This window comes from Spiractinospora alimapuensis, assembly GCF_018437505.1.
GTDB classification, from domain to species: Bacteria; Actinomycetota; Actinomycetes; order Streptosporangiales; family Streptosporangiaceae; genus Spiractinospora; species Spiractinospora alimapuensis.
Window position 1 is genome coordinate 754,910 of record NZ_CP072467.1, and the last position, 22,857, is coordinate 777,766.

The following is a 22,857-nucleotide window of genomic DNA, read 5'->3' on the forward strand; positions in this document are numbered from 1 at the left end:
TAAACCGGTCAATATTGTGGATGAATGAGTGAGCGGCGACACGCTGGCGCACGAGGTCGCCGACCGCGCGAGACTGGGGAGATGACCATCGACGACTCACAACCGGTGGCCCGCCACCGCTCGGGAACACAGTCGGTGGATCGCGCCATCGCGATCCTGCGCTGCTTCGAGCACGAGCCGACGCTCACCGCCACCCAGGTGGCCCAGCGACTCGATCTCACGGTCAGTACCGCGCACCGGCTCATGCGCGCCCTCCAGGAGACCGGACTCCTGGGCCGGGACGCGACCACCGAGAGCTACCACCTCGGCGTCACGGTGGCTGTCCTGGGCCGGATCGCGCTGGAGCGGCTCGGCACGACCGTGATGCAGCCCGCCCTGGAGCGGCTGCGCGACACCACCGGGGAGTCGGTGACCCTGGGCGTGCGGTCCGGGGACGAAATCGCCATCCTGGTCCAGCTCCCCTCCCCCGAGCCGCTGCGTTACGACCAGCGGCCCGGATCGCGCAACCCGATCCACGTGTGCTCGATGGGCAAGGCCCTGCTGGCGTTCGGCGACCCGGCCCTCGCCGGCACGGAGCCCTACACCCGCTACACCGACACCACCATCACCTCCCGCGCGGGACTCGACGCGGAGCTGGCCCGGGTACGCGCACGGGGGTACGCGACCAGCGATCAGGAGCGCGTCCTGGGCGTGCGGGCGATCGCCGCACCCGTCCGCGACCACAACGGCGACGCGTTCGCGGCGGTCGCGCTGCAGGTCCCCACGGTTCGGTTCGCCGACGACCGGCTGGAGGAGCTCGCGGAGGCGGTCACCTCGACGGCGCGTGAGCTGTCCACGTTGGCCACCGGCGGCTGACCCACCCGGGCCTCCCGGTCACACCCCCACGGCGCGCCGCCGGGCCACCTCCGCGCGTACCCGTGGCAGCAGCTCCTCGCCGTAGACCTCCACGTCCTCCAGTGGTTCGTAGCCACGGATGAGGATGGTGGTGACCCCGATGTCCACGTAGTCGGCGAGCGCGGCGGCCACCGTCTCCGGACTGCCCACCAGCGCCGTGGAGTTGCCGGCCGCGCCGGTCGCACGCGCCGTCGCGGTCCACAGGGCCCGGTCGTGCACCTCACCCCGGTCGGCCGCCTCCAACTGGCGCCGGGATCCAACGCTGGTCCCGCCGACGTAGGGCACGCCGTTGGGGACGGGCGCCTGTCCCGCCTCGATGGTGGCCAGGATCGACCGCGCTCGATCCCACGCCTCCTCGTCGGTCGGGGCGAGGATCGGACGGAACGACACCGAGATCCCGATCGAGTCCGGATCGCGGCCGGCCTCGACCCCCGCGGCCCGCACGGCGGCGATCTGCTCCGCCGTCTCCTTGAGCGGCTCGCCCCACAGGGCGTAGACGTCGGCGTGGCGCCCGCCCACCCGATAGGCGTCGGCGGAGGAGCCGCCGAAGTAGATGGGGACGCGTGGCTGGGTATGGGGCAGCACGTGGGAGAGCGCGCCCCGGATGGAGTAGAACTCGCCGTCGTGGTCGAAGGGCTCGCGGGCCGTCCAGGTCCGCTTGACGACGTCGAGGTACTCGTCGGTGCGACGGTAGCGGGTGACCTTGTCGGTGTGGTCGCCGTCGCGGCGCTGCTCCGCGTCGCTGGCGCCGCTGATGATGTGGACGGCGATCCGCCCCGCGGTGAACTGGTCGAGGGTGGCGATCTTGCGCGCCCACACGGTGGGCGCGACGAAGCCGGGCCGGTGGGCGATGAGGTAGCCCAGGCGTTCGGTGTGCGCGGCCGCGTCCGCGGCGACGGCGAAGCCGTCGGCGTCCCAGGAGTGGTAACCGATGAGCACCCGGTCGAAGCCGGCCCGCTCGTGCGCCTGGGCGAAGCGGCGGGTGTAGTCACGATCGACCAGGGGACCGCGACGCTCCCGGATCTCGGACTGGTCGGCCGTGCGGATCATGCCGATGAACTCAACCATACGAACCTCATCCCATATTGCGCTGACTCAAGCCCACAATGTAATAATCCCTACTAACATGGTCAACATAGTCGATTTAAGGAGTTGGGTGTGACCTCACCGACGCACGGAGACCACGTGTGGCACTCGCGACTCGAACACGTCCCGGCCAACGCCGTCACCGGCGACACCGGGCAGACGTCGGGGATGAGCCGCTTCGAGGCCATCTCGGGCAAGACCGTGGGGTCCCGCAAGATCTGGATGGGGCAGACCCACGTCGGGCCGGAGACCAACTCCGGGGACCACCACCACGGCGAGGCGGAGACCGCGATCTACGTCGTCTCCGGGCATCCTTCGTTCGTCTTCGCCGACGGCGACGAGGAGATCCGCATCGACGCCGGGCCCGGCGACTACATCTTCGTCCCGCCCTACGTCCCCCATCGGGAGGAGAACCCCTCCCCCGACGAGGAGGCGGTCGTCGTGATCGGGCGCAGCACCCAGGAGGGGATCGTGGTCAACCTGCCCGACCTGTGGTCAACCGAGGGCATTCCCGCCGACGCGGGCTCCTGCGACGGCCAGGAGGGGCAGTGAGCCTGGCCCCACCCCACCGGAGCGGAGCTGCGCTCACCGTCACCGAGTACACCGACCCGGGCTGCGTGGTGTCGTGGGCGAGCGAGCCGCGGTTGCGCTACCTCCGGCTGCGCTACAGCGCCCTGGTCCACTGGCGGCAGGTCATCGGCCTGCAGATCGCCGACGCGACCCGCACCGATCCCGGGTTCACCCCCGAGGGTGCCGCGCCGGGATACCTGCGCCGGTGGCGGGAGGTGGCGGATCGCACGGGGACTCCCATCACCGAACGTCTGCGGTGGATGCACCACTCCACGGCTCCCGCCGGCCGGGCCGCGATCGCCGCACGCGCCCAGGGACCCGGCGTCGCCGCGCGTGTCCTGCGGCGCCTCCGGGAGTTGGTGTTCCTCCACGGGACACCGGTGGACTCCGTCGAGCGGGCGCGGAATTCTCTGGGCGTGGTCCCCGGCCTCGACCTCCCCCGGCTTCTCCGCGACATGGAGTCCGAACGGGTCCACGAGACACTACGGGCGGAGGCGGCGGAGACCCGCCGGGTCCACCCCGACACCGAGATCGCGGCGCGAACCGGCGAGCCGACGCCCCACCCCGGCACCCCCGTCCCCGACGGCGGGACGCACCGCTACGGATTCCCGACCCTGGTCTTCCAGGACCACGAACACACACTCGTGGTGCCGGGGTTCCGCCAGGTCCGCGAGTACGAGGCGGCCCTGGAACACCTCCTCCCCGGCGTCACCGCGCGGGCGGCACCGCTTCCGTCGGTGACGGCCCTCCTCGCCGAGACGGGAACCCTCACCGCCCCGGAGGTCTCCCTCCTCGCCGGCGGGGAACTCCCACCGCAGGCACAACGCCTGGACGGAACCACGGGAGAGGTGTGGGTGCGGGTCGCGCCGTCCCAGCACGGCCCCCCTGCGGACGCAGACTCCCGCCGGGGAACCGCACCCACCGCCTGACCCCTCGCGCCTAGGGAGTGTTTTTTGAAGGCTTTCGGATGAGGGAGCGGCCGTCCAGGGCGGCGGCTCGCAAGGCGATCCGTGATGGGCATCCTGGTTGGCTGTTCGAAAGGATCGACGCAGCGAACGTCGTCCTGGCGGTCGCGAGCCCGAAATGGTTCAAAAAACACGACCTAGACGGACGCTCGAGACGCTGTGTCCCGGGGGCGCCCAACTCCCCCGGGACGACGATGGTCCCACCGTTCCGGGGGCGCACTCCACGTCACTCCGCGCCGCGCACCACCCGCCACAGGCGCGCCGCGTCGGCGACGTCGGTGGTCACGCCATCACCGAACAGGACGCTGTCCAGGTCCCTGAGCATCCACGTCAGATGCAGCGGCCCTGAGCCGTACCAGGCGCCGAAGTCCACGTCGGCGGTGACGGAGTCGGTGGTGTCCAACAGGACGTGGTCGGTCACGGACGTGGCGCCGATCGATCCGACCAGGGACAGCACCACGTCCGCCGAGTGGTCGGGCAGGGCCTCCGCCGAGACCTGGGTGAACCCCCAGGTGTTGCCCACCGACTCCTGAGCCTCGGGTCGAGACAGTCCGAGCTGGTCGAGCAGGCTGCCGGCCGCACGGGCTCCGCCGTACACACACACCTGATCGCCGCAGGTGGACAGCAACGACACCGAAGTCCCCGCGTGGCTGGAGGCCGCGATTCGGTCGGAGAGGGCGTCCACCTCTCTCTCGATGCGCTCGGTCACCGTGTTCGCCTCGTCCTCGTGACCGGTGACGCTTCCCAGCACGGCCAGTTGTTCGTCCCAGGCGTCGTTGTCCTCGACGAGCAACACGGGTGCGATCCGCTCCAGGTGGGGCAGCAGCTCCTGGTGTTCGGGATGGTTGACTCCGATGATGAGCGACGGTTCGACTTCGGCGACCAGCTCCGGCCGGGAGGGATCCACCATCTCCACACCACCGTCCTCCAGGATCTCGACTCCCGCCTCGGAGACTGCGTCACCGAGGTCGATGGGCAGGGCCGACCGCGTCGGGGTGACGTCCAAGGAGAGCAGGTGCAGCCCGGTGATCTCGTCAAGTGCCCAGATGCCGGTGTCCGTGCGGGGGACCGTGACCGCCCCCGACGCGCCCTCCACGGTGACGGACTCCTCGTGCTCGTGCTCGCGGTCGGGGGAGGCCGGGGAGCAGGACATGAGCCCGAGGACCATAAGGACGAGTCCGCCGTCGCGCGCACGCACTCATGCCCTCCTCTGCCCGTCGGTGGTGATCTGCCACTGGTTCGCCCGCTCGTACTGGGAGTGCAGTCGAGCGAAGAGGCCGTCTCCCGTTCGCAGCTCCCGCGCGGGTCCCGACTCGACGACCGCACCCTCGTCAAGCGCGACGACCCGGTCCGCGGCGCGAAGGGTGGCGGGACGGTGCGCGATCACGACGACGGTGCGTCGGTCGTCGGTGGCGAGCGCGGCGATCGCGTCGCTGATCGCGCGTTCGTTCTCCGGGTCGAGCGCCGAGGCGCCCTCGTCGACCAGCACCACGCGGGCGTCCTTCAGGAAGGCACGGGCCAGCGCGACCCGTTGGCGTTCTCCGCCGGACAGACGCGATCCGCCCTCCCCGGCCCGGGTTCGCCAGCCCTCGGGCAGGTGGGCGATCACCGAGTCCAACCGCGCCTTGTGTGCCGCGTCCTCCAGTTCCGCCCATGTCGCCCGCGGCCGTGCGATACGAAGGTTCTCCTCGATGGTGTCGTCCAGGAGGTAGACGTCCTGGAACACGATCGCGATCTCCCCGAGCAGGACTTCCTGGTCGATGTGCCGAAGATCCGTACCCCCCATACGTACGACGCCGCTGTCGGGGTCGAAGAAGCGGGCGGCTAGGCGCGCGATCGTGGACTTGCCGGATCCGGAGGGTCCCACCAGCGCGGTGGTGCTGCCCGGTTCGACACGGAAGGAGACCGATCGGAGTGCGGGCGGGCCCTCGTCGTAGGTGAAGGTGACGTCGTCGAACTCGAGGCTGGCCTCCCCTATCCGCTCGGTGCCGGGCGTCAGTATGGGGAGCCCAGGGGTCGCGAGAATGGCCCGCACGCGGTTCACGGAGTTGTCCATGGCGTGGAGCGCGCCCACGAGTTCGATCAGGTTGCTGAGCGGTTCGGTGAAACGCGCGACGAGCACCAGGAGCGCGATCGCGTCAACGACACCGATCGATCCCCCGACGAGGAGGAAACCGCACACGGCGAGGGTGGCGACGAACCCCGCGGTGACCACGGCGGTGAACATGAGGTCGGGCAGGGCGCTGCGACGCAGCCCACGGCGGTAGACCTCACGGTGGTCGTCCAGTGCCTGGCGCGTTCTGGGGGTACCGCGGGTACCGAGTCCGGCGGCTCGCAGTACGGGTTGGGCCTGGCCCACCTCTACGGCGCGGCTCGCCACCTCCGACGCGGCGAGGTCCAACTCGAGCTCGGCCTGGGAGGAGATCCGTCCCGCGCGGCGCAGCACCAGGAGGGAGACGATGAGGATGACGGCCAGGAGGAGCGCCACGCGCCACTCCACGGCCATGGTCACCGCGATGATCGTGAGCGGGGTCAACGTGCCCGTGATCGCCGGGCCTCCCGTTGTCACGGCGAGGTGGCCGATATTGCCGGCGTCGGTGGTCGTCGCGCGGGCCAGCCGCGTCTTGTTCTCCGCGGTGAACCATCCGAGTGGCAGGGTCGTCGCGTGGGTCATCAACTGGTGGCGAAGTCGCGCGGCGAGATCCCCGCTGGCGGCGAATCCGATTGGACTCGCGATCACGGTCAACACGCCGTAGATGACGATGCCGGTTCCCGCTATCCCCAGCCACGGAGCCGCGGCGGCGAAGTCTGGCGTCGGCAGTAGCGCGCGCAGGAGGGGGATGAGACAGCCCAAGAGCAGGCCCTGGAGCACCGCGAGGACAGCGTTGAGGGCGCCCAACCGCAGGATCATCCGTGGGAGCGGGATCAGGCGGTAGAGATTCGTGATCATGCCGCTTCTCCTGTCGGCGTCGATGGGCCCGCCTGCCACGCGTGGTCGAGTCGCGCGAAGTCCGCTCCCCGCCGGATGAGATCCGTTCGAGAGCCGCACTCCCTGACCTGGCCGTCGCGCAGGAGGGCGATCCGCTGTCGGTGGCGACCGCCGTGCGTGGAGCCGGGGTCGGCCACGACCACCGTGAGCCCGACACGGAGTTGACGGCACAGACACGCGGGCTCAGCGATCGTCGCCAAGTCGCCGTACTCCGCGACCCCGGGCGGCAGGGCCACGATGGCCGCGTTGGGGAACCGCGGAAGGATGAGGAAGGGTCGGTGCGTGGTCACGGCTCCTCCACCCCCTGAGCGGCCCACATGCGCGCGTAGACACCGCGTGCGCGCAGGAGTTCGGCGTGTGTCCCGCGTTCGACCAGGCCTCCGGACTCCAGCACCAGGATCTGGTCGACGGCCGCGATGGTGTGCAGACGGTGGGCGACGACGAGCACCGTGCGTCCCACGATCAACCGGTTCAGGGCATTCTGCACCGCGGCCTCGCTGTCGGCGTCGAGGGAGGCCGTCGCTTCGTCGAGGATGACGATCGGCGCGTCGGAGAGGATCGCCCGGGCGATGGTGAGACGCTGCCGTTCGCCTCCAGAGAGTCCGCCCGTTCCGTCCAGGACGGTGGAGTATCCGTCGGGCAGGCGCTCGATCACCTCGTGGACGTGGGCCGCCTTGGCGGCGGCGACCACATCCGCGTCGCTCGCCTCCGGGCGGGTGACCCGGATGTTCGCGGCGACGGTGTCCCGCAGCAGCATGACGTCCTGGAACACCAGCGCCATCGAACCCAGGAGTGTGGCCGCGTCCATGTCCCGGACGTCCACGCCCCCGATCCGCACCGCGCCCCCTGTCACGTCGTAGAAGCGGGGGACGAGGCTGGCGAGGGTCGACTTGCCCGCCCCCGAGGGGCCCACGACAGCCGTGACGGTACCGGGCCGACACACCGCCGAGACCTGGTCGAGGGCTGGCGTCCGCCCGTCGTAGGAGAAGGTGACGTGGTCGAACTCGACCTCGGAGCCCCGAGGGTGTTGGGGCTGGGAGGGGGTCGCGAGGGGATCCAGAGTCAGCAGGTCCTCGACTCGCTGCGCCGCGACGCGCCCCTTCCGCAGTCCCTGCGCCCCTTGGACCGCGGGATTGATGGACGTGGGCAGGCCGACCCCGATCACCCAGAACGGAAGCAGCTCCGCCATGGACAGCGACCCGTTGTGTACGAGCGTGAGACCCACGACCGCGAGGATCGCCAGGAGGGACATCTCCGCGCCGAGGAGGCGGGTGACGGCGGAGCTGTAGCGAACCTCCGAGGTCCACCGGGCGAAGGCCGTCCTGTACTCCTCGACCGCGTCGACGAATCGGCGCAGCACGCGTCCGTCGGTACCGAAGGTCTTGACGACCGCGACCCCGTCGCCGTACTCGACGCTGGCGGCACTGATGCGCTCCTCCGCGCGGACCAGGCCGTCGAGGTGGTGGCTCATGGAACGCATCGAGATCTGGAACCACACGGCGATCGCCGCGAGCGCTCCGGCGGTCACGGCGGTCATGGTGAGGTCGACGCTCGCCAGATAGGTCAGGCCGACGACGATCGCGACGGCCGCACCGATGACCTCGCCGAGCGAGTGCGCGATGAGTAGGTGCATGTCCTCCAGGTCGTTGGTCATCCGACGCTTGACCACCCCCGATCCGTGCTCTCTGAACCAGCCGAGCGGCACGACTCCGAGTCGTCGCACCATGCGCTCGCGCAGGTCGTGCAGGAGCCGGGCGTCGGCGTAGTGGCCCAGGCGGGACGAGGCGAACACGAGGACGAGTCGAAGTCCGGCGCCCGCGGCCCCGAACGCGACCCACCCCCATACGGCGGGCGTGGCGACGGGACCCGCGTCGGCCACGAGCAGGTGTGCGATCTGCGCGACGGCCACGTACGGCGCGAAGCCGGCGGCGGCCGCCACGCCCGCCAACAGGCCGCACCCGATCAGGTGCGGTCGCACCGGACGGAGGAGGCTCCCCAGCGCGTCGCCTCCGGCGAGTCGGTCGGACGGAGGAGGATCGACGGGATCTGGCGGTTTCTCATGCGGGGATGCTTCGGTCGCCGTCGTAGTACTCATCGCGCTCCTCCGTAAACTGACTGACGGTCAGTCAGTGTAGGCCGCTAGTCTCACCCAAGCAACAGACGTGCGTCGCGGTTCCCGCTCTGCCCTACCGACCGAAACGGACGTGGGCGGCGATCGCCGCGATAGCCTGACCTAGGGCGAAGGGAACGTGGTGCGAACCAAACCAGCGGAACAGCGGCGCGGCGAGTTGCTCGACGCGACCGAGCGACTCGTCACCGAACGTGACACCGACGCCTTCACCATCGAGGACGTCACGACCCGGGCCGGAGTGGCCAAGGGCACCTTCTACCTGCACTTCGCCAACAAGTCCGAGCTCCTTCGCGCGCTGCGCGAACGGTATGTCGGACGGTTCGTCGAACGCCAACGTGTCGCGGCGGGGGAAGCGACAGGCGTGGAGAGCGTCGAGCGGTGGCTACGAACCGGCGTCGCGGAGTATCTCCGCGACCTACGTCTCCACGACGTGCTCTTCCACCCGCTCGAACGTGCGGGTGCGGAGGAACCGAACGCGGCCGTGACCGCCCTCACGGCGTTGTTGGCGGAGCTGCGGTTCCCCGTTCAGGACCCGGAGGCGACCGCCGTCATCCTCTACTCGGCGATGCACGGCGCGGCCGACCACATCGTCCACAACCCCGACGACGAGCGACGGATCCTCGACGCGCTGACACGGATGTGCCACACGCTCGTCCCGACCCCCGGGGTGGGATCCGACGCCCACGGCTGAGCGCGGCAGTCCCGGTGTCCACTTCGGGAGCCGGGATGACCGTTACGGCAACGGAAACCGACGACACCGAGAGAGTCAGACAGTCGCGGTGACGAGCCACCCGTGGGCCGGGAGGGTGATGCCCTCCGCGTCGGTGTGGGGGATCAGAAGCGTGTCGAGTGCCGCGCTGACGTCGCGGCGGGCCTCGGGGTCGAGGCCGGCGGTGAGCATGCGCAGGTGAACGTTGAGGACGAAGTCCACGGTCTCCTCGCGCTCGTCACCCCAGTGGCATTCGTACTCGATCGCGCTGGCCCGAGCCGAGGAGAAGCCGGCGGCGTCGCACAGACGGATCAGGTCGGCGTCGTCGGTGAAGTCCACGGGGGGCGGGGTGGCGTCGGTCGGGGGCTCCAGGTGCTGGGACAACACGGCCATGAGGTCCTGGGCGACGCCGGGGGCGTCGCGGTGGCACAGGAAGACGAATCGTCCACCGGGTCGCAGCGCCGAACGGACGTTGCCGAACGCCGCCACGGGGTCGTCGAAGAACATGACGCCCGCACGGCTGATCGCCACGTCGTAGGCAGCCGCGTCGAACGCGTGGGTCTGCGCGTCCGCTTCCAGGAACGTGACGTTGTCGATCCCCTCACGCTCCGCGTCGGTGCGGGCGACGCGGAGCATCGCCTGGGAGATGTCGATTCCGTGCACGTGGCCACGTGACGCCCGGAGGGCCGCCGCGCGTGTGCTGTGGCCGCTGCCGCACCCGATGTCCAGAACTTGGTCGCTCGGGCCGATCGCCGCCTCGTCGAAGAAGGGCTTCGTCGCCCCCGCGGACAGGGCTTCCAGACGGTCGCGGTGCGTCGCCCAGTTCTCGCCGTCCGGCCCGTTCCAGGTGGCGTGTGCCGCCTCGTTGCTCATCGTGTGGTCTCCCCTACCGGTGGCTGGTTCCGAGGCCGATGCTGCCGCGCGCGGGAGGCTCACGTCGTCCCACGCGGAGCGTCACCGGGGCCTACCGCGGAGGCGGTAGGCCTGTACTCCCCGGGTCCGGCCAGCATCGGGACGAGAAGCCCGTACGCCCCCCGTCCGGCGTGGTCCGTAGGCCCGCCGCGGTCAAACCCACGACCACGAACACGGCGGCGATGGGGGGCGGCGGGCCCGACCCCCTCCCGGTCCGGGCCACTCAGCGGTAATCAGGTGGGCCGCACGGCGAGGATGGGGTGGAACATGTCCCCCATGGGACCGCACGGACAGGGCCTCGAGGGTCCGATCGCCCACGACGGCCGCGCGGCCCGGGCCGCCGGGGCGATCACACGCGGTCTGCCAGTCCCACGGCGAGCTGAACGCTGGTCTGGTCGTCGCCGCCGACGGCATCGGCCGTACGATACGACGGCTGCACTGGCCAGACGCGCCGCCACCGCCGACCAACCGGGCATCCGGTACGAGAGCGAGAAGTTCGCGGCGACCCGCCATACCCAAGGCCGGGAACGACCCGATTCCGGCACTGATCGAGGCCACATACGACGAAGCGGTGATCCACATCGACACCCGCGACCTCGACCCGCGTCCGTCCTACGTCCGCAGCCGGGTCGCGCCGCTCGGCCGTGGACGCCCCCGCGATGAGCCTGACGGTGGCCAAGGCACCGGCCGGGGCCCCGAGGATGACTCCGAACGCCGTCCCCGTACCCAGGCCATCGCCGGCGCCCGCTCCGACGGCCGCCAGACCACCTCGCGCACTGCCCACAGTGCGCTGACCACCATGATTCGGTTGACGCCCGCGCACTTGTGGCGCCGAAGTATCACACCAGACGGCGATCCCGCCTGGCGCTGGCGGCCGCCCGTCCTCTCCGTCCCCCACGAGCCGCGACCACCGAGTACCAGGGGTCGGGGAGTGTTTTGCGGGCTTTCGGGTGGGAGAGCGGTCGTCGCCCTCCTGGGGTCGCCTCGTGGATGGTGCCGCGGCGGGTCCCGGGATTCGGCTCGCGCGGCGATCCGTGACGGGCACCCCTGGTTGGCTGTTGGAAAGGACCGACACGGCGAACGTCGTGGCGGCCACGAAGCCCCAGCCCCCAAGGGGCACACCGGCTCAGAAAACACGACATAGGTCCAGCGTCACTGCTTGGCCGACCTCCCTGGCTCCCGGTGCCCGCGGGGTGGGAGGCCGGGGAGGGTGATCACGTGGGGCGCACCGCCAGGGCGTGGTGGAACACGTTCGTGGGGTCCCAGTCGCGCTTGACGTGCTGGAGTCGGGAGTAGTTGTCCTTGAAGTACAGGGTGGACCAGGGGACGCCCGAGGTGTTCCATCGGGGGTCGGCGAGGTCGCGGTCGCAGTGGTTGACGTAGGCGCCGTCCGTGGCGTCGCCCGGGACGGGGACACCGCCGGTGTCGGCGAAGACGTCGTGGTAGACCTCGCGCAGCCAGCCGAGGTGCTCCTCCTCACCCTCGCCCTCCAGGCCCCATGTCGCGATCGGCACCAGCTTGAGGACGGAGTCGCGCTGCGCGGTGGCGGTGGCGTCGGTGTCACGGGCGTTGACGGCGCCCCCGTAGGTGTGCAGACTCACCGCGCCTCCGTAGACGGGCACGTCGTCACGGGTCAGGTGACGGTAGATGGTCGCGATCTGCTCCTCGGTCAGCGGACGGCGGAGATAGGCGTCCTTCACCTTCATCCGGGCCGTCCGCGAGTCATGTCCGCCGGGCAGTTCCCCGGTCACCGAGAGCCAGGACACGCGTCGTGACTCCAGGGAGTGTGGGGCGGCCACGTCGGCCGTCAGGTCGGCCAGGTGTTCCCGCAGCAGATCCTCGGCCCCCTCCCCGACCATCACGCCGTCCAGGCTGATGGTGCCCATGACCGACCGCCAGAGGTAGAACTCGCTGTGCATTCCCAAAAACCGTGAGTCCGGGCCGCTCTCCCGCGCACACCAGTGTCCGTGGTTCGCCACCAACCGCGTGAAGGAGCGCTCGTCCATCGCGTCCCAGCTCCACTCGACACTGAAGCGAAGGACGTCGCCGGGGCTCGCCGGCAGGAGCTGGGCGGGGTCTGTTCCCCGGGCGTCGGGCGAGCGCATCCAGTACTTGGTCACGATCCCGAAGGTTCCACCGCCACCTCCGGTGTGCGCCCACCAGAGCTCACGGTGCGGGTCGTCGTCCTCGCGGGTGGCCACGACGGCGCGCGCCACACCGTCGCCGTCGACGACCACCACCTCGACGGCGTGGAGGTGGTCGGCGGCGAGGCCGTGCGAGCGGGAGAGGTAACCGTAGCCGCCGCCCGCGACGTGCCCACCGACACCGACGCCGGGGTAGAGGCCGGCCGGGATCGTCACCCCCCAACCGCGGTCCAGTGCTCGGTAGACGCCCGCCAACGAACCTCCCGGCTCGACGACGAAGGCCCCGCGCGCGTCGTCGAAGTCCACACGGTTCATGAGGGAGAGGTCGATCACGGTGTGCACGTCGGGGTGGTCGGTGAAGTCCTCCATGCAGTGGCCCCCGCTGCGCGCGACGACTCGGTGCCCGTTGTCCACGGCGTACTGCACGGCGGCGACGACCTCCTCGGTCGAGGTCACGACGCGGAACGCCGCGGGGCGGCCGACGAAACGCGTGTTCCCCCGTCGCGTGAGATCGTCGTACCGGGGATCGCCCGGGGTCACGGCCGCTGTCGTGCTTGTCTCGCTGGTTCGGGTCATGGTGCGCTCCCTGTGCTCGCGGCCCCCACACGAGGCCATTAGATACGCAAGCGTATCCAATGCGAGCATCTTTAGCAACGCAGCCGTTTCTTAAGGTGGATGTGTGGTGGAAGAGAACCAGTCGGGCGGGGGACGGTCACGGCGGCGGGGCGCCGCACTGATCGAGGCGATCCACGCCGCGGTCATCGAGGAGGCGGTGGAGCTCGGGGTCGCCGGGATGACCATGGAGGGAGTCGCGCGACGGGCGAGCACCGCGAAGACCTCGCTGTACCGACGATGGCCCACGGTCCACGACATCCTGCTGGACGCCCTCCACGACACCTTTCCCGCCGAACGGGTCGATCCCGAGGCGGCGGACCTACGCGGTGACCTGGTTCGGGCGCTGGGTCAACTCAGCGACTGGATGCAGACCCCGATGGGCATGGTGTCCGGCCGCATCATGGTGACGAGCGACCAGTACCCCGAACTCGCCGAGGCCATGCACCGCCGCGTGTTCGAACCACGCGGCGGCACCGTGACGCTCACCGTGTTGCGTCACTACGCCAGCCACGGACGCGTCGACGCACACCGCATCACCCCGGTCGTCACGGACGTCGGCGAGGCCCTCGTGATCAAGATGGTGCTGGACCGTCAGCGCGCGCTCAACGACGACGAGCTGGCGGCCATCGTCGACCAGGTCATCCTCCCCGCCGTGACCTGGTCCCCACCCGACACCTGACCGCCCGCGCGGCGGGCGGCGCGGGAGCGGACGCACCCCGAGCTCAGGGCAGGAGTTCGGCCATCCAGCGCTCGACGTCGTCGGCGGTGCGGGGAAGGTCGGCCGACAGGACGATGTTGCCCTCGGGGGTGACCACGACGTCGTCCTCGATGCGCACCCCGATGCCGCGCAGTTCCTCGGGGACCGTGAGGTCGTCCGGCTGGAAGTACAGGCCCGGTTCCACGGTCAACGCCATGCCGGCGGCCAGGTAGCCGTCCCGGTAGTTGTCCGTCCGCGCCTCGGCGCAGTCGTGCACGTCGAGGCCGAGCATGTGCCCTGTGCCGTGCAAGGTGTAGCGGCGCTGGAGCCCCAGCTCCAGGACCCGCTCGACCGGCCCCTCCAACAGGCCCCACTCCACGAGCCCCTCCGCCAGCACCCGCTGGGAGGCCTCGTGGTAGGCCCGCACGGGGTTGCCCGGGGCCACCGCCGCGATTCCCGCCTCCTGGGCGGCGTACACCAGTTCGTAGACCCGGCGCTGGTCGGCCGTGAACCGCCCACTGATCGGCAGGGTGCGGGTCACGTCCGCGGTGTAGAGCGTCGAGGTCTCCACACCGGCGTCCAGGAGCAGCAGCTCGCCGGGGCGGATCGGCCCATCGTTGCGTTGCCAGTGCAGCGTGGTGGCGTTGGGACCGGCGGCCGCGATCGTCCCGTAGCCCACGTCGTTGCCGTCCACCCGGGCGCGACGGAAGAAGGTCCCCTCCACGTAGCGCTCGGAGGTGGCGACCGCCTCCGGCAGGGCGCGCACGACGTCGTGGAACCCACGCACCGTCGCGGCGACCGCCTCACGGAGCTGCCCGATCTCCCACTCGTCCTTGATCAGGCGCTGGTCGTGGAGGGTGACGGCGAGTTGGGCGTCGGCCTGGGCAGCGGTCTCGGCGTCCTCACGCAGCTCGGCGAGCACCGCCTCCACGCCGGCGTCGTGCCCCCGAACCACCCGGGTGGGGATGCGCGGTGCCTGCCGCAGCCAGTCGGAGAGCTCCCGCACGTCGCGCGTGTGCACCGACAGTAGCTGCGCCGCCTCCTCGAGGCTGTCGCGTCGACCACTCCACAGCTCGCCGTGGCCGCTCAACCAGAACTCACCGTTGGACCGGCTGGACCGAGGGGTCAGGTAGGCGAGGGCCTCGTGCCCGTGTCCCGCGCGCGGCTCCAGGACGAGCACGCCGCCCTCGGAGGTGTCCCCGGTCAGATAGACGTAGTCGCAGGCGGCGCGGAAGGGGTACTCGGTGTCGTTGGAGCGTGTCTTCAGCCGGCCCGAGGGAATGATCAGGCGCTCGCCGGGGAACCGTGCCGACAGCACCGCGCGGCGCTTGGCGGCGTAGGGCGCCTGCTCACACGGGTCCAGGTCACGGCGTTCGGTGTCGGCCCACCCGGTGCGCATCCACGCGGACAGCTCCTCCGACACCGACTGGTAGGCGCCGTTCTTCCGGGGGTGAAACTCCGGCCGCGCGGCGGATCGCGCGTCACCGGACTGTTGCTCAGACACCGTCGTCCTCCTCTGTTCGGTCCCTTGTCCCCATCCTAGGGACCCGATGCCGCAGGGGCACGAGGCGGACGTCAGCGTCCCCGCCGGGGCCCTCCCCGTGGGTGTGTGGCGTGCGTACACGTCGCCGCGCCGCATCCCTGAGCCGACGCCGCCCGCCGAAGTCGCCCTCCCCCGCGAGGACCGTCCGGAGAGGAAGTCAGTCTCCCCCGCTGTGGCCACCCACCGCGCTCACCACCTACTATGGCGGCCATGCCTGTGACCGAACGCACCTTGCTGGGCCCTGGCCCGTCGAATCCGTACCCCGAGGCCACCGCCGGCCTCTCCGCGCCGCTGCTCGGCCACCTGGACCCGGAGTTCATTCGCGTCCTGGACGAGACGAGCGAACGCCTGCGCACCGTGTGGCGCACCCGCAACCCGATGACGATGCCGCTGTCGGGGACGGGCTCCATCGGCATGGAGGCCGCCTTCAGCAACACGGTGCGCCCGGGTGACGTCGTGGTCGTCGCGGTGAACGGCCTGTTCGGCGTGCGGATGTGCGAGGTCGCCGCGCGGTACGGCGCGGAGGTGGTGCGCGTCGACCACGAGTGGGGTCAGCCCGTCGACGTCGACCGTGTCCTCGCCGCCCACCCGAGTCCCGCCATCGTCGCGGCCGTGCACGCCGAGACCTCGACCGGCGTCCGCAGCGACATCGGGGCCCTGGGCGCGGCCCTGCGCGGCCACTCCCCCGACACCCTCCTGGTCGCCGACTGCGTGACCTCGCTGGGCGGAATCCCGACCGAGCTCGACGCCTGGAACGTCGACATCGCCTACTCCGGAACCCAGAAGTGTCTGGGGGTCGCTCCGGGACTGGCTCCCTTCTCCCTGTCCGAGCGCGCATGGGAGCGCCGCGTCGAGACCCCACCCGTGTGGTACCTCGACCTCGGTCTCCTCGGCGACTACGTGCGCGGCGGTGCCTCGGGACGGGCCTACCACCACACGGCTCCGGTCGCGATGGTGGCGTCGCTGCACGCCGCCCTGGGCCGGCTCCTGGCGGAGGGTGTGCCCGAGGTCGAGGAGCGGCACGCCGCGGCCGGTGCCCGGCTGCGCGACGGACTCACCGAACTGGGCCTGGAGCTCTTCGCGGCCGAGGGATTCCGCCTCCCGCAGCTCACCACGGTGCGCGTCCCCGAGGACGTGGACTCCGTCAAGGTACGCGCCCAGCTTCTGGAGGATTACGACATCGAGATCGGTGCGGGCGTGGGCCAGTACGCGGGTTCCGTGTGGCGCATCGGGCTGATGGGGCACAACGCGCGGCTGGACCGGGTGGAGCTCGTGCTGGCGGCGCTGCGCCGCGTCCTGGGCCGGTGAGCGCACCCCGCGGATAGCCCCTCCCGGTTTCCGCGGCCCTTACCCTGTGTTCGCTCTCACCCAATAGGGTGAGAGCGACGTCATGTGGGCAAACCGGGCGTAGGGGGGCATGCCATGGAGGAAGCGGGCCGCGTGATCCGTGAATGGGTACACGTCTACGGCGCTGCCGACGCCAACGTCGCCCTCCTCTTGAACGACCGCCACCCCGCCGCCGACACCGCCGTCACCGAGGTCACCGCCGACCTGGAGGTCCGTGACCTCAGCTTCGCGGACCTCCGGGAACGCAGTGAACGCCGGGCGGCCACACTGCGCGCGCTGGGCGTGCGGGCCGGGGACCGCGTGGGAACCTTCATGGAGAAGGGCCACGAACAGGCCGTCACCGCGTTGGCGATCTGGCGGCTGGGCGCGGTACAGATGCCGCTGTTCACGGCGTTGGCCCCCAGCGCCGTCGCACAACGAGCGCACGACGCGGCGGCCACCGCCATCATCTGCGACCCGGCGCACGCCGAGCCCCTGCGCCAGGACCTCAACGCGGCCCCCTGGGACGTCCACACCACCGACGAGCTCGACGCCGCCGCGCCGGCGGACCCCGTCCCGTCGGTCGCCGTGGGCGGCGACGCCCCGTTCCTCCTCGTCTACACCTCCAGTCCCACCGGCCCTCCGCGTGGCGTCCCCGTCCCGGTGCGAGCCCTGGCCGCGTTCCACAGCTACTTCCACTTCGGGCTCGACGTCACGCCCTCCGACGTCTACTGGAACGCCACCGACCCCGGGTGGGGCTACGGCCTCTACTACGGCCTCGTCGCCCCTCTGCTGGCCGGCCACGCCACGGTGCAGCTCCGGGCCGGGTTCGACCCCGAGCTCACACTCGACGTCCTGTCCACCCTCGGCGTCACCAACTTCACCGCGACCCCCGCCGTCTACCGCGCGTTGCGTGCGACGGTGAAGACCCTCCCGCCGGAGATCATGCCGCGCCGCCTCTCCAGCGCGGGGGAACCCCTGGGCAGCGAACTCGCCGGATGGGCCTTCGACCTGTTCGGCACCCCGCTCTACGAGCACTACGACAAGACCGAGTTGGGCGTCGTGGCCGGCTACGCCCACCATGCCGACGCCCACGTTCCCGTCCGTGGGGGGTCCGCCGGACGGGCCATGCCGGGATGGACGCTCTCCGTCCTCGACGCGGTCGACGACAACGAGGCCAAGCCGGGTGATCCGGGCCGGCTCGCCGTCGCCACCGCGCCCGACGCCAGCCCCCTGATGTGGTTCACCGGCTACCACAACAACCCGGCGGCGTCGGCGAACCGGTTCAGCCCCGACGGGGACTGGTACGTCACCGGGGACGCCGGCACCCAGGACGAGGACGGCTACCTCTTCTTCTCCTCACGCGACCACGACGCGATCGTCACCTACGGCTACCGGGTCAGCCCCATGGACGTGGAGAACGCGCTCCTGGGCCACCCCGCGGTGGCCGAGGCGGCGGTGTTCGGCGTCCCCGACGAGATCGCCGGCCAGTTGGTCGCCGCCGACGTGGTCCTCACCCCCGGCCAGACCGGTGACGACGCGATGGCCCAGGTCCTACAGGACTACGTCCGCGAACGCTTCGCCAGCCACGCCTTCCCCCGCCGAGTCAGTTTCGTGTCCCGCCTGCCCCGCACCGCCAGCGGAAAGATGCGCCGCGGCCGCGTCCCCCGCGCCTGACCGGGCGCCCCGGGGGCCCACGACGCGCTGCCCCAGCGCACGTGTCGGTCGCCTCGGTCGTGGTCACCACCTCACCGGACCGGCGAAGGCACGACGACGCCGGGCGGTACGCGTGAAGGCGACGGACGACGCCCGGGCGCGGCGCGGAACCAAGGAAAGTCGTCCCGACGACTATTTCCCCGGGCTGTGACCTCCCCGGTGTTGTTTCGCGTGTGGATGATGGCGTGGATGTCGGGTGGTTCTCTCGGTCGATGGCCGGGAGGCCCGCCAGCCACAAGCGTTAGGGGCGACAGTGCCGACTTCCAGAGGCCGGATGGCGGCGAAGTCAATGGGGAGACCCCGGCACGGGTTCCGAACATGGTCGCGTTGAGGACCCCGTGGTGGCCGGCCCACCGCTCGCCCGATGGGCGGTCGACGGCATGAGCGCAGTGAACAGGGCCACATGATCGGAGAGGTCACGACGTCGGGCCACGCAAACCAAGAGCTCCAGTCCCCGGGCCCACTTCACAGACCGGCCAAGAAACAGGGCCCTCGACCCGTTCGTGGGTCACGTGGTCGCGCCGTCGGTGGGACCGGTGGCAGGGAGCGTCAGCGAGCCGACGGGCGTGGTCCGCCCAGGGCTCCCTTTCCGAGCGGCGCTCCGCCCGCCTCAAGCGCGATCCGGAGGGAATCACCCACCACCTCGGCCACGGGGCCGGGCCTCCGGGGTCGGCGTCGCCACTACCCCATGTCGGTGGGGTCGGAGGTGCCCTCCTCGCCCTGGAACTCCTCGAGTTCCTCGGGGTCGACCTCGACCTCGGGGATGCTCTCGGGCTGTGACTCAGACTCGCCGGAGGGATCAGGGTCGGAGGACGGCTCCTCCTCGGGGGACGGTGTGGGGGTGGGTTCGGACTCCTCGGTGGTGGAGGCGGCCTCCTCGCGGACGTCGACGAGGAGGGGGTAGAGGGAGACCAGCAGCACGATGATCGCGACGATGAGGGCGAGAAGCAGGAGCAGCAGCGCGAGGACGCGGCGGTCCATCTGGGCCGTGCCGGCGCGACCGCGCCAGGGTCCGGCCCAGCTCGCCCACGCCCCGCTGAGCACGCCGACGGCGGGGCCGCGATCCCAGTGCGGACGGTACACCGGCCCCTTCGTCGAGGCCGCGCGTCCCGTCTCCGAGGGCAGAGCGCGCAGGAACACGACGGCCGCGTCGGGAGAGCCGGCTCCGTCGCAGGCGACCCACACCGTCGGCGGGCCGGACAGGCGGGAGGCGAGAACCTCCGGCGCGTTCTCGACGCCGGAACCGTCGCGCACGGCCGCCACGAACGTCTCCCGAGCCAGGGGGTCGGCCGCGGCCCGCGCGCTCAACAACGCGACGCTGACGTCGTCGCCGTCGGGGCCACGCCCGAGGTACACCACGCCAGCGGACTCGACCCGCGCGCGCTCGACCAGACGGTAGACGCCGAGCTGGCGCGGATCGCTATCCTGAAGCGGCCAAGCCAAGTGGCGCCCTCCCGGAGGGGTTGTGCGGCGGTTGTTCCCATACAGCAGTGGGTAGTCTCGCGAATACCTGCCCATCAACCTACCCAGAACGGGCGAAGCACCACCAACCCGCCGACCGAGGAGCAGCGCTATGTCGGATTCCGCCGCGCGCGGAGAGACCGAACCGCCGTCCAACGCCGAGGCCACCGCACTGGCCCGGGCGGCGTTGCGCGAAGTCGGCCGGGTCATCGTCGGTCAGGACCACATGGTGGAACGCACCCTCGTCGCGCTCGTCGCCAAGGGCCACTGTCTGCTGGAGGGGGTGCCCGGGGTCGCCAAGACCCTCGCCGTGTCCACGTTGGCGACCGTCACCGGCGGCACCTTCAACCGGATCCAGTTCACCCCCGACCTGGTGCCCTCCGACATCGTGGGTACGCGCATCTTCCATCCCTCCAGTGAACGCTTCGACACCGAGCTCGGCCCCGTCTTCGCCAACTTCGTCCTCGCCGACGAGATCAACCGCGCCCCCGCCAAGGTCCAGTCGTCGCTGCTCGAGGTCATGGCCGAGAAGCAGGTGTCCCTGGGCGGACACACTCACGCGCTGCCCGAGCCGTTCATCGTCATCGCCACCCAGAACCCCATCGAGTCCGAGGGCGTCTACCCGCTCCCGGAGGCCCAGCGCGACCGGTTCCTGATGAAGGTGACGGTGCCCCATCCACGCGGCCACGAGGAGATGGAGATCCTCCGCCGGATGAGCACCGACCCGCCCCGGGCCGAACGCGTCCTCGATCCGGTCACCCTCAGCGAGCTCCAGGCCCACGCCGAACAGGTCCAACTGCACCAGCTCGTGGCCGACTACATCGTGCGGCTGGTCATGGCGACCCGGGAACCCGAGGCGTACGGTCTCGGTGACCTGCGCCGCGTCATCGAGATCGGGGCCAGTCCCCGTGCGACCCTCGGCCTCGCGGCCAGCGCGCGGGCGCTCGCGGTGATCCGTGGCCGCGACTACGTCCTGCCCGACGACATCCGCTACCTGGCCCGCGACGTCATGGCGCACCGCCTGGTGCTGACCTTCGACGCCCTCGCCGACGGGTTCACCACCGGCCACGTCATCGACCGGGTCCTGGGCGCCGTCGCCCCGCCGCACGTGATCTGGGAGGACCCGCCCGCCGGGGACTCCGACACCCTGGTGCCGCAACGGTGACGACCCAGGAGGACCCAGAGCGGGACACCGGGCCGCTCACCAGCCCACACGCCCTGCGCAACCTCGAACTGCGCGTCCTGCGTCGACTCGACGGGTTGCTGCACGGCGAACACCTCGGGCTGCGCTCCGGCCCCGGCAGCGAACCCGGCGAGGCCCGTCTCTACCAGCCCGGCGAGGACGACGTGCGCCGCATGGACTGGAGCGTCACCGCCCGCACGACCGTCCCCCACGTACGTGACACCGTCGCCGACCGCGAGCTGGAGACCTGGACCCTCCTCGACCTCTCCCCCAGCATGGAGTTCGGCACCACCAACACCCGCAAACGCGACCTCGCCATCGGGGCGCTCGCCGCCATGCACGCGTTGACCCAGCGGGTCGGCGACCGTTTCGGCGCCCACTTCCTACACCGGGGACAGATCCGCCGCTGGCCCGCGAAGTCCGGGAAGGCGCCCCTGTTCGCGATGCTGGCCACCGCGACGCGCGCACCAGGCGGCGCCGACGATGCCGGATCCGGCCAGGACCTCGCCGCCGCGCTCGACGATCTCGCTCGGGTCCGCAAACGGCGCGGGCTGCGCATCGTCCTGTCGGACTTCCTCGATCCCGCAGGTGGGGCCACCACGGCGGAGACCGTCCACGGTTGGGAGCGCCCACTCCGGTCGCTGTCCTCCCGTCACCAGGTGCTCGCCATCGAGATCCTCGATCCGCGCGAACTCCACCTGCCCGCCCTAGGATGGGTGACGATGCGTGATCCGGAGACCGGGCGTACCCGGGAGGTCCACCTCTCCGCGGACGTCCAACGCCGCTACGCGGCGGCGGCCGCGGCCCAACGCGAAGCCATCCACGCCGGCATGCGCCGCTGCGGTGTCCCCCACCTGGTGCTGCGCACCGACCGGGACTGGGTGCGCGACATCGCCCGGTTCGTCCTGCACCAGCGACGCACGGCCGGACAGCTCTCCCAGCACACCCCGGTGGTCCCCCGATGACCTTCCTCTCACCACACTGGCTGTGGCTGTTCCTCGGGCTGGCCGCCCTGATCGCGGCCTACGTCTGGAGCCAGGGACGGCGCCGCCACTACGCGCTGCAGTTCACCAACCTGGGGCTGCTGGACCAGGTCGCCCCCGCCCGCCCCGCCTGGCGCCGCCACGTCGCGGCGGCGCTGTTCCTGGTGGTGTGCGCGACCCTGATCGTCGGCATGGGCCGGCCCGCGATGGAGGTGGAGGTGCCACGGGAGCGGGCGACCATCATCGTCGCCATCGACGTCTCCCCCTCGATGGCCGCCACCGACGTCACCCCCGACCGGATCACCGCCGCGAAGGAGTCCGCGCAGAGCTTCGTGGAGTCCCTGCCGGACCGGTTCAACGTGGGACTGGTGGCGTTCTCGGCGAACGCGACGGTGGTTTCCTCCCCCACCCAGGACCACCAGGCGATCGTGGACTCCATCGAACACCTCCAGATGGCGCCGGGCACCGCCATCGGTGAGGCGGTGTTCACCTCGCTGCAGAGCATCCAGTCCTTCGACGACGACGCCGACGAGGACCCCCCACCCTCGGCCGTGGTTCTGCTCAGTGACGGTGAGAACACCAGCGGACGCCCGGTTCCGCTGGCGAGCGAGGCCGCCCACAGCGCCCAGGTCCCCATCTCCACCATCGCCTTCGGCTCCGGGGTCGCGATGATCGAGATCGAGGGGCAGATCATCCCGGCCGACATCGACAAGGAGGCCCTGGAGCTCCTCGCGACCGAGACCGAGGGCCACTTCTATGAGGCCGAGTCCGAGGCGGAGCTGGACTCCGTCTACGACGACATCGGCAGCTCGCTGGGCGCCGAGACCGTACACGAGGAGATCGGCCCCTGGGTGATGGCGTTCGCCCTCGTCGCCGCGTTCGCCACCGCTGGGGCCTCCTTGGTCTGGTTCTCCCGACTCCCCTGAGGAAGCG

General features: G+C 70.9%; 19 protein-coding genes. 10 read left to right on the forward strand and 9 right to left on the reverse strand.

All coding sequences use genetic code 11. The features are described 5' to 3' along the window. The first annotated feature begins 81 nt into the window (after positions 1-81). Positions 82-855 (forward strand): IclR family transcriptional regulator, encoded by a 774-nt coding sequence (locus J4H86_RS03540; protein WP_236542015.1) that lies wholly within the window; start codon positions 82-84, stop codon positions 853-855. An 18-nt stretch (positions 856-873) separates the two neighbouring features. Here J4H86_RS03540 and J4H86_RS03545 read toward each other — a convergent pair whose 3' ends face one another. Next, on the reverse strand, positions 874-1,962 hold the full coding sequence (locus tag J4H86_RS03545) for an LLM class flavin-dependent oxidoreductase (RefSeq protein WP_236542017.1): 1,089 nt from the start codon (positions 1,960-1,962) through the stop codon (positions 874-876). 90 nt (positions 1,963-2,052) lie between these two features. Here J4H86_RS03545 and J4H86_RS03550 point away from each other — a divergent pair, with 90 nt between their 5' ends. Both J4H86_RS03550 and J4H86_RS03555 read left to right on the forward strand, forming a co-directional pair. Continuing rightward, a complete protein-coding gene (locus J4H86_RS03550) occupies positions 2,053-2,532 on the forward strand; it encodes a cupin domain-containing protein (protein ID WP_236542019.1) in 480 nt (159 codons plus the stop codon). After that, positions 2,529-3,479 (forward strand): DsbA family protein, encoded by a 951-nt coding sequence (locus J4H86_RS03555; RefSeq protein WP_236542022.1) that lies wholly within the window; start codon positions 2,529-2,531, stop codon positions 3,477-3,479. The genes J4H86_RS03550 and J4H86_RS03555 overlap by 4 nt, the downstream gene beginning before the upstream one ends. 262 nt (positions 3,480-3,741) lie before the next feature. On the opposite strand, the gene J4H86_RS03560 is transcribed toward J4H86_RS03555, so the two are convergent. From J4H86_RS03560 to J4H86_RS03575, 4 genes are read right to left on the reverse strand one after another with little or no spacing between them, the layout of a single operon-like run. Then, positions 3,742-4,713: an ABC transporter substrate-binding protein gene (locus J4H86_RS03560; protein ID WP_236542024.1), complete on the reverse strand. Its 972-nt coding sequence runs from the start codon at positions 4,711-4,713 to the stop codon at positions 3,742-3,744. Next, a complete protein-coding gene (locus J4H86_RS03565; RefSeq protein ID WP_236542026.1) occupies positions 4,714-6,465 on the reverse strand; it encodes an ABC transporter ATP-binding protein in 1,752 nt (583 codons plus the stop codon). It lies immediately after the preceding gene. After that, positions 6,462-6,794: a hypothetical protein gene (locus tag J4H86_RS03570; RefSeq protein ID WP_236542028.1), complete on the reverse strand. Its 333-nt coding sequence runs from the start codon at positions 6,792-6,794 to the stop codon at positions 6,462-6,464. The genes J4H86_RS03565 and J4H86_RS03570 overlap by 4 nt, the downstream gene beginning before the upstream one ends. Beyond that, positions 6,791-8,599 (reverse strand): ABC transporter ATP-binding protein, encoded by a 1,809-nt coding sequence (locus J4H86_RS03575; RefSeq protein ID WP_236542030.1) that lies wholly within the window; start codon positions 8,597-8,599, stop codon positions 6,791-6,793. Before J4H86_RS03575 ends, J4H86_RS03570 begins: the two co-directional genes overlap by 4 nt. Before the next feature lie 157 nt (positions 8,600-8,756). On the opposite strand from J4H86_RS03575, the gene J4H86_RS03580 reads away from it, so the two are divergent. Beyond that, the gene (locus tag J4H86_RS03580) at positions 8,757-9,326 is read left to right on the forward strand and encodes a TetR/AcrR family transcriptional regulator (RefSeq protein ID WP_236542032.1); all 570 of its coding nucleotides are present in this window, start codon (positions 8,757-8,759) and stop codon (positions 9,324-9,326) included. Between the two features lie 75 nt (positions 9,327-9,401). On the opposite strand, the gene J4H86_RS03585 is transcribed toward J4H86_RS03580, so the two are convergent. Together J4H86_RS03585 and J4H86_RS03590 are read right to left on the reverse strand one after the other, a co-directional pair. After that, on the reverse strand, positions 9,402-10,217 hold the full coding sequence (locus J4H86_RS03585; protein ID WP_236542034.1) for a class I SAM-dependent methyltransferase: 816 nt from the start codon (positions 10,215-10,217) through the stop codon (positions 9,402-9,404). A 1,253-nt stretch (positions 10,218-11,470) separates the two neighbouring features. Next, positions 11,471-12,976 carry an FAD-dependent oxidoreductase gene (locus J4H86_RS03590; RefSeq protein WP_236542036.1) on the reverse strand — a complete coding sequence of 502 codons (1,506 nt, stop codon included), beginning with the start codon at positions 12,974-12,976 and terminating at the stop codon, positions 11,471-11,473. 103 nt (positions 12,977-13,079) lie between these two features. Between J4H86_RS03590 and J4H86_RS03595 the strand changes: the two genes are divergently transcribed. Beyond that, positions 13,080-13,694 carry a TetR/AcrR family transcriptional regulator gene (locus tag J4H86_RS03595; RefSeq protein WP_236542038.1) on the forward strand — a complete coding sequence of 205 codons (615 nt, stop codon included), beginning with the start codon at positions 13,080-13,082 and terminating at the stop codon, positions 13,692-13,694. A 43-nt stretch (positions 13,695-13,737) separates the two neighbouring features. On the opposite strand, the gene J4H86_RS03600 is transcribed toward J4H86_RS03595, so the two are convergent. Beyond that, positions 13,738-15,216, reverse strand: a complete 1,479-nt coding sequence (locus J4H86_RS03600; RefSeq protein ID WP_236542040.1) for an aminopeptidase P family protein — start codon at positions 15,214-15,216, stop codon at positions 13,738-13,740. 249 nt (positions 15,217-15,465) lie between these two features. Here J4H86_RS03600 and J4H86_RS03605 point away from each other — a divergent pair, with 249 nt between their 5' ends. Continuing rightward, on the forward strand, positions 15,466-16,563 hold the full coding sequence (locus J4H86_RS03605; RefSeq protein ID WP_236542042.1) for a pyridoxal-phosphate-dependent aminotransferase family protein: 1,098 nt from the start codon (positions 15,466-15,468) through the stop codon (positions 16,561-16,563). Between the two features lie 132 nt (positions 16,564-16,695). Further along, positions 16,696-18,258 (forward strand): AMP-binding protein, encoded by a 1,563-nt coding sequence (locus J4H86_RS03610; protein WP_236542044.1) that lies wholly within the window; start codon positions 16,696-16,698, stop codon positions 18,256-18,258. Between the two features lie 720 nt (positions 18,259-18,978). On the opposite strand, the gene J4H86_RS03615 is transcribed toward J4H86_RS03610, so the two are convergent. After that, a complete protein-coding gene (locus tag J4H86_RS03615) occupies positions 18,979-19,740 on the reverse strand; it encodes a hypothetical protein (protein WP_236542046.1) in 762 nt (253 codons plus the stop codon). A 130-nt stretch (positions 19,741-19,870) separates the two neighbouring features. Here J4H86_RS03615 and J4H86_RS03620 point away from each other — a divergent pair, with 130 nt between their 5' ends. The 3 genes from J4H86_RS03620 to J4H86_RS03630 are packed head-to-tail and all read left to right on the forward strand — an operon-like array spanning position 19,871 to position 22,850. Beyond that, the gene (locus J4H86_RS03620; RefSeq protein ID WP_236542048.1) at positions 19,871-20,923 is read left to right on the forward strand and encodes an AAA family ATPase; all 1,053 of its coding nucleotides are present in this window, start codon (positions 19,871-19,873) and stop codon (positions 20,921-20,923) included. Then, positions 20,920-21,906, forward strand: a complete 987-nt coding sequence (locus J4H86_RS03625) for a DUF58 domain-containing protein (RefSeq protein WP_236542050.1) — start codon at positions 20,920-20,922, stop codon at positions 21,904-21,906. Before J4H86_RS03620 ends, J4H86_RS03625 begins: the two co-directional genes overlap by 4 nt. Next, a complete protein-coding gene (locus J4H86_RS03630; protein WP_236542052.1) occupies positions 21,903-22,850 on the forward strand; it encodes a VWA domain-containing protein in 948 nt (315 codons plus the stop codon). The genes J4H86_RS03625 and J4H86_RS03630 overlap by 4 nt, the downstream gene beginning before the upstream one ends. The last annotated feature ends 7 nt before the right edge of the window (positions 22,851-22,857 follow it).

Bases quoted from the DNA above. Each gene is read 5' to 3' on its own strand.
- J4H86_RS03565 (WP_236542026.1), bottom strand. From the start codon at position 6,465: ATGATCACGAATCTCTACCGCCTGATCCCGCTCCCACGGATGATCCTG.
- J4H86_RS03605 (WP_236542042.1), top strand. From the start codon at position 15,466: ATGCCTGTGACCGAACGCACCTTGCTGGGCCCTGGCCCGTCGAATCCG.
- J4H86_RS03620 (WP_236542048.1), top strand. From the start codon at position 19,871: ATGTCGGATTCCGCCGCGCGCGGAGAGACCGAACCGCCGTCCAACGCC.
- J4H86_RS03540 (WP_236542015.1), top strand. From the start codon at position 82: ATGACCATCGACGACTCACAACCGGTGGCCCGCCACCGCTCGGGAACA.
- J4H86_RS03590 (WP_236542036.1), bottom strand. From the start codon at position 12,976: ATGACCCGAACCAGCGAGACAAGCACGACAGCGGCCGTGACCCCGGGC.
- J4H86_RS03585 (WP_236542034.1), bottom strand. From the start codon at position 10,217: ATGAGCAACGAGGCGGCACACGCCACCTGGAACGGGCCGGACGGCGAG.
- J4H86_RS03575 (WP_236542030.1), bottom strand. From the start codon at position 8,599: ATGAGTACTACGACGGCGACCGAAGCATCCCCGCATGAGAAACCGCCA.
- J4H86_RS03630 (WP_236542052.1), top strand. From the start codon at position 21,903: ATGACCTTCCTCTCACCACACTGGCTGTGGCTGTTCCTCGGGCTGGCC.
- J4H86_RS03545 (WP_236542017.1), bottom strand. From the start codon at position 1,962: ATGGTTGAGTTCATCGGCATGATCCGCACGGCCGACCAGTCCGAGATC.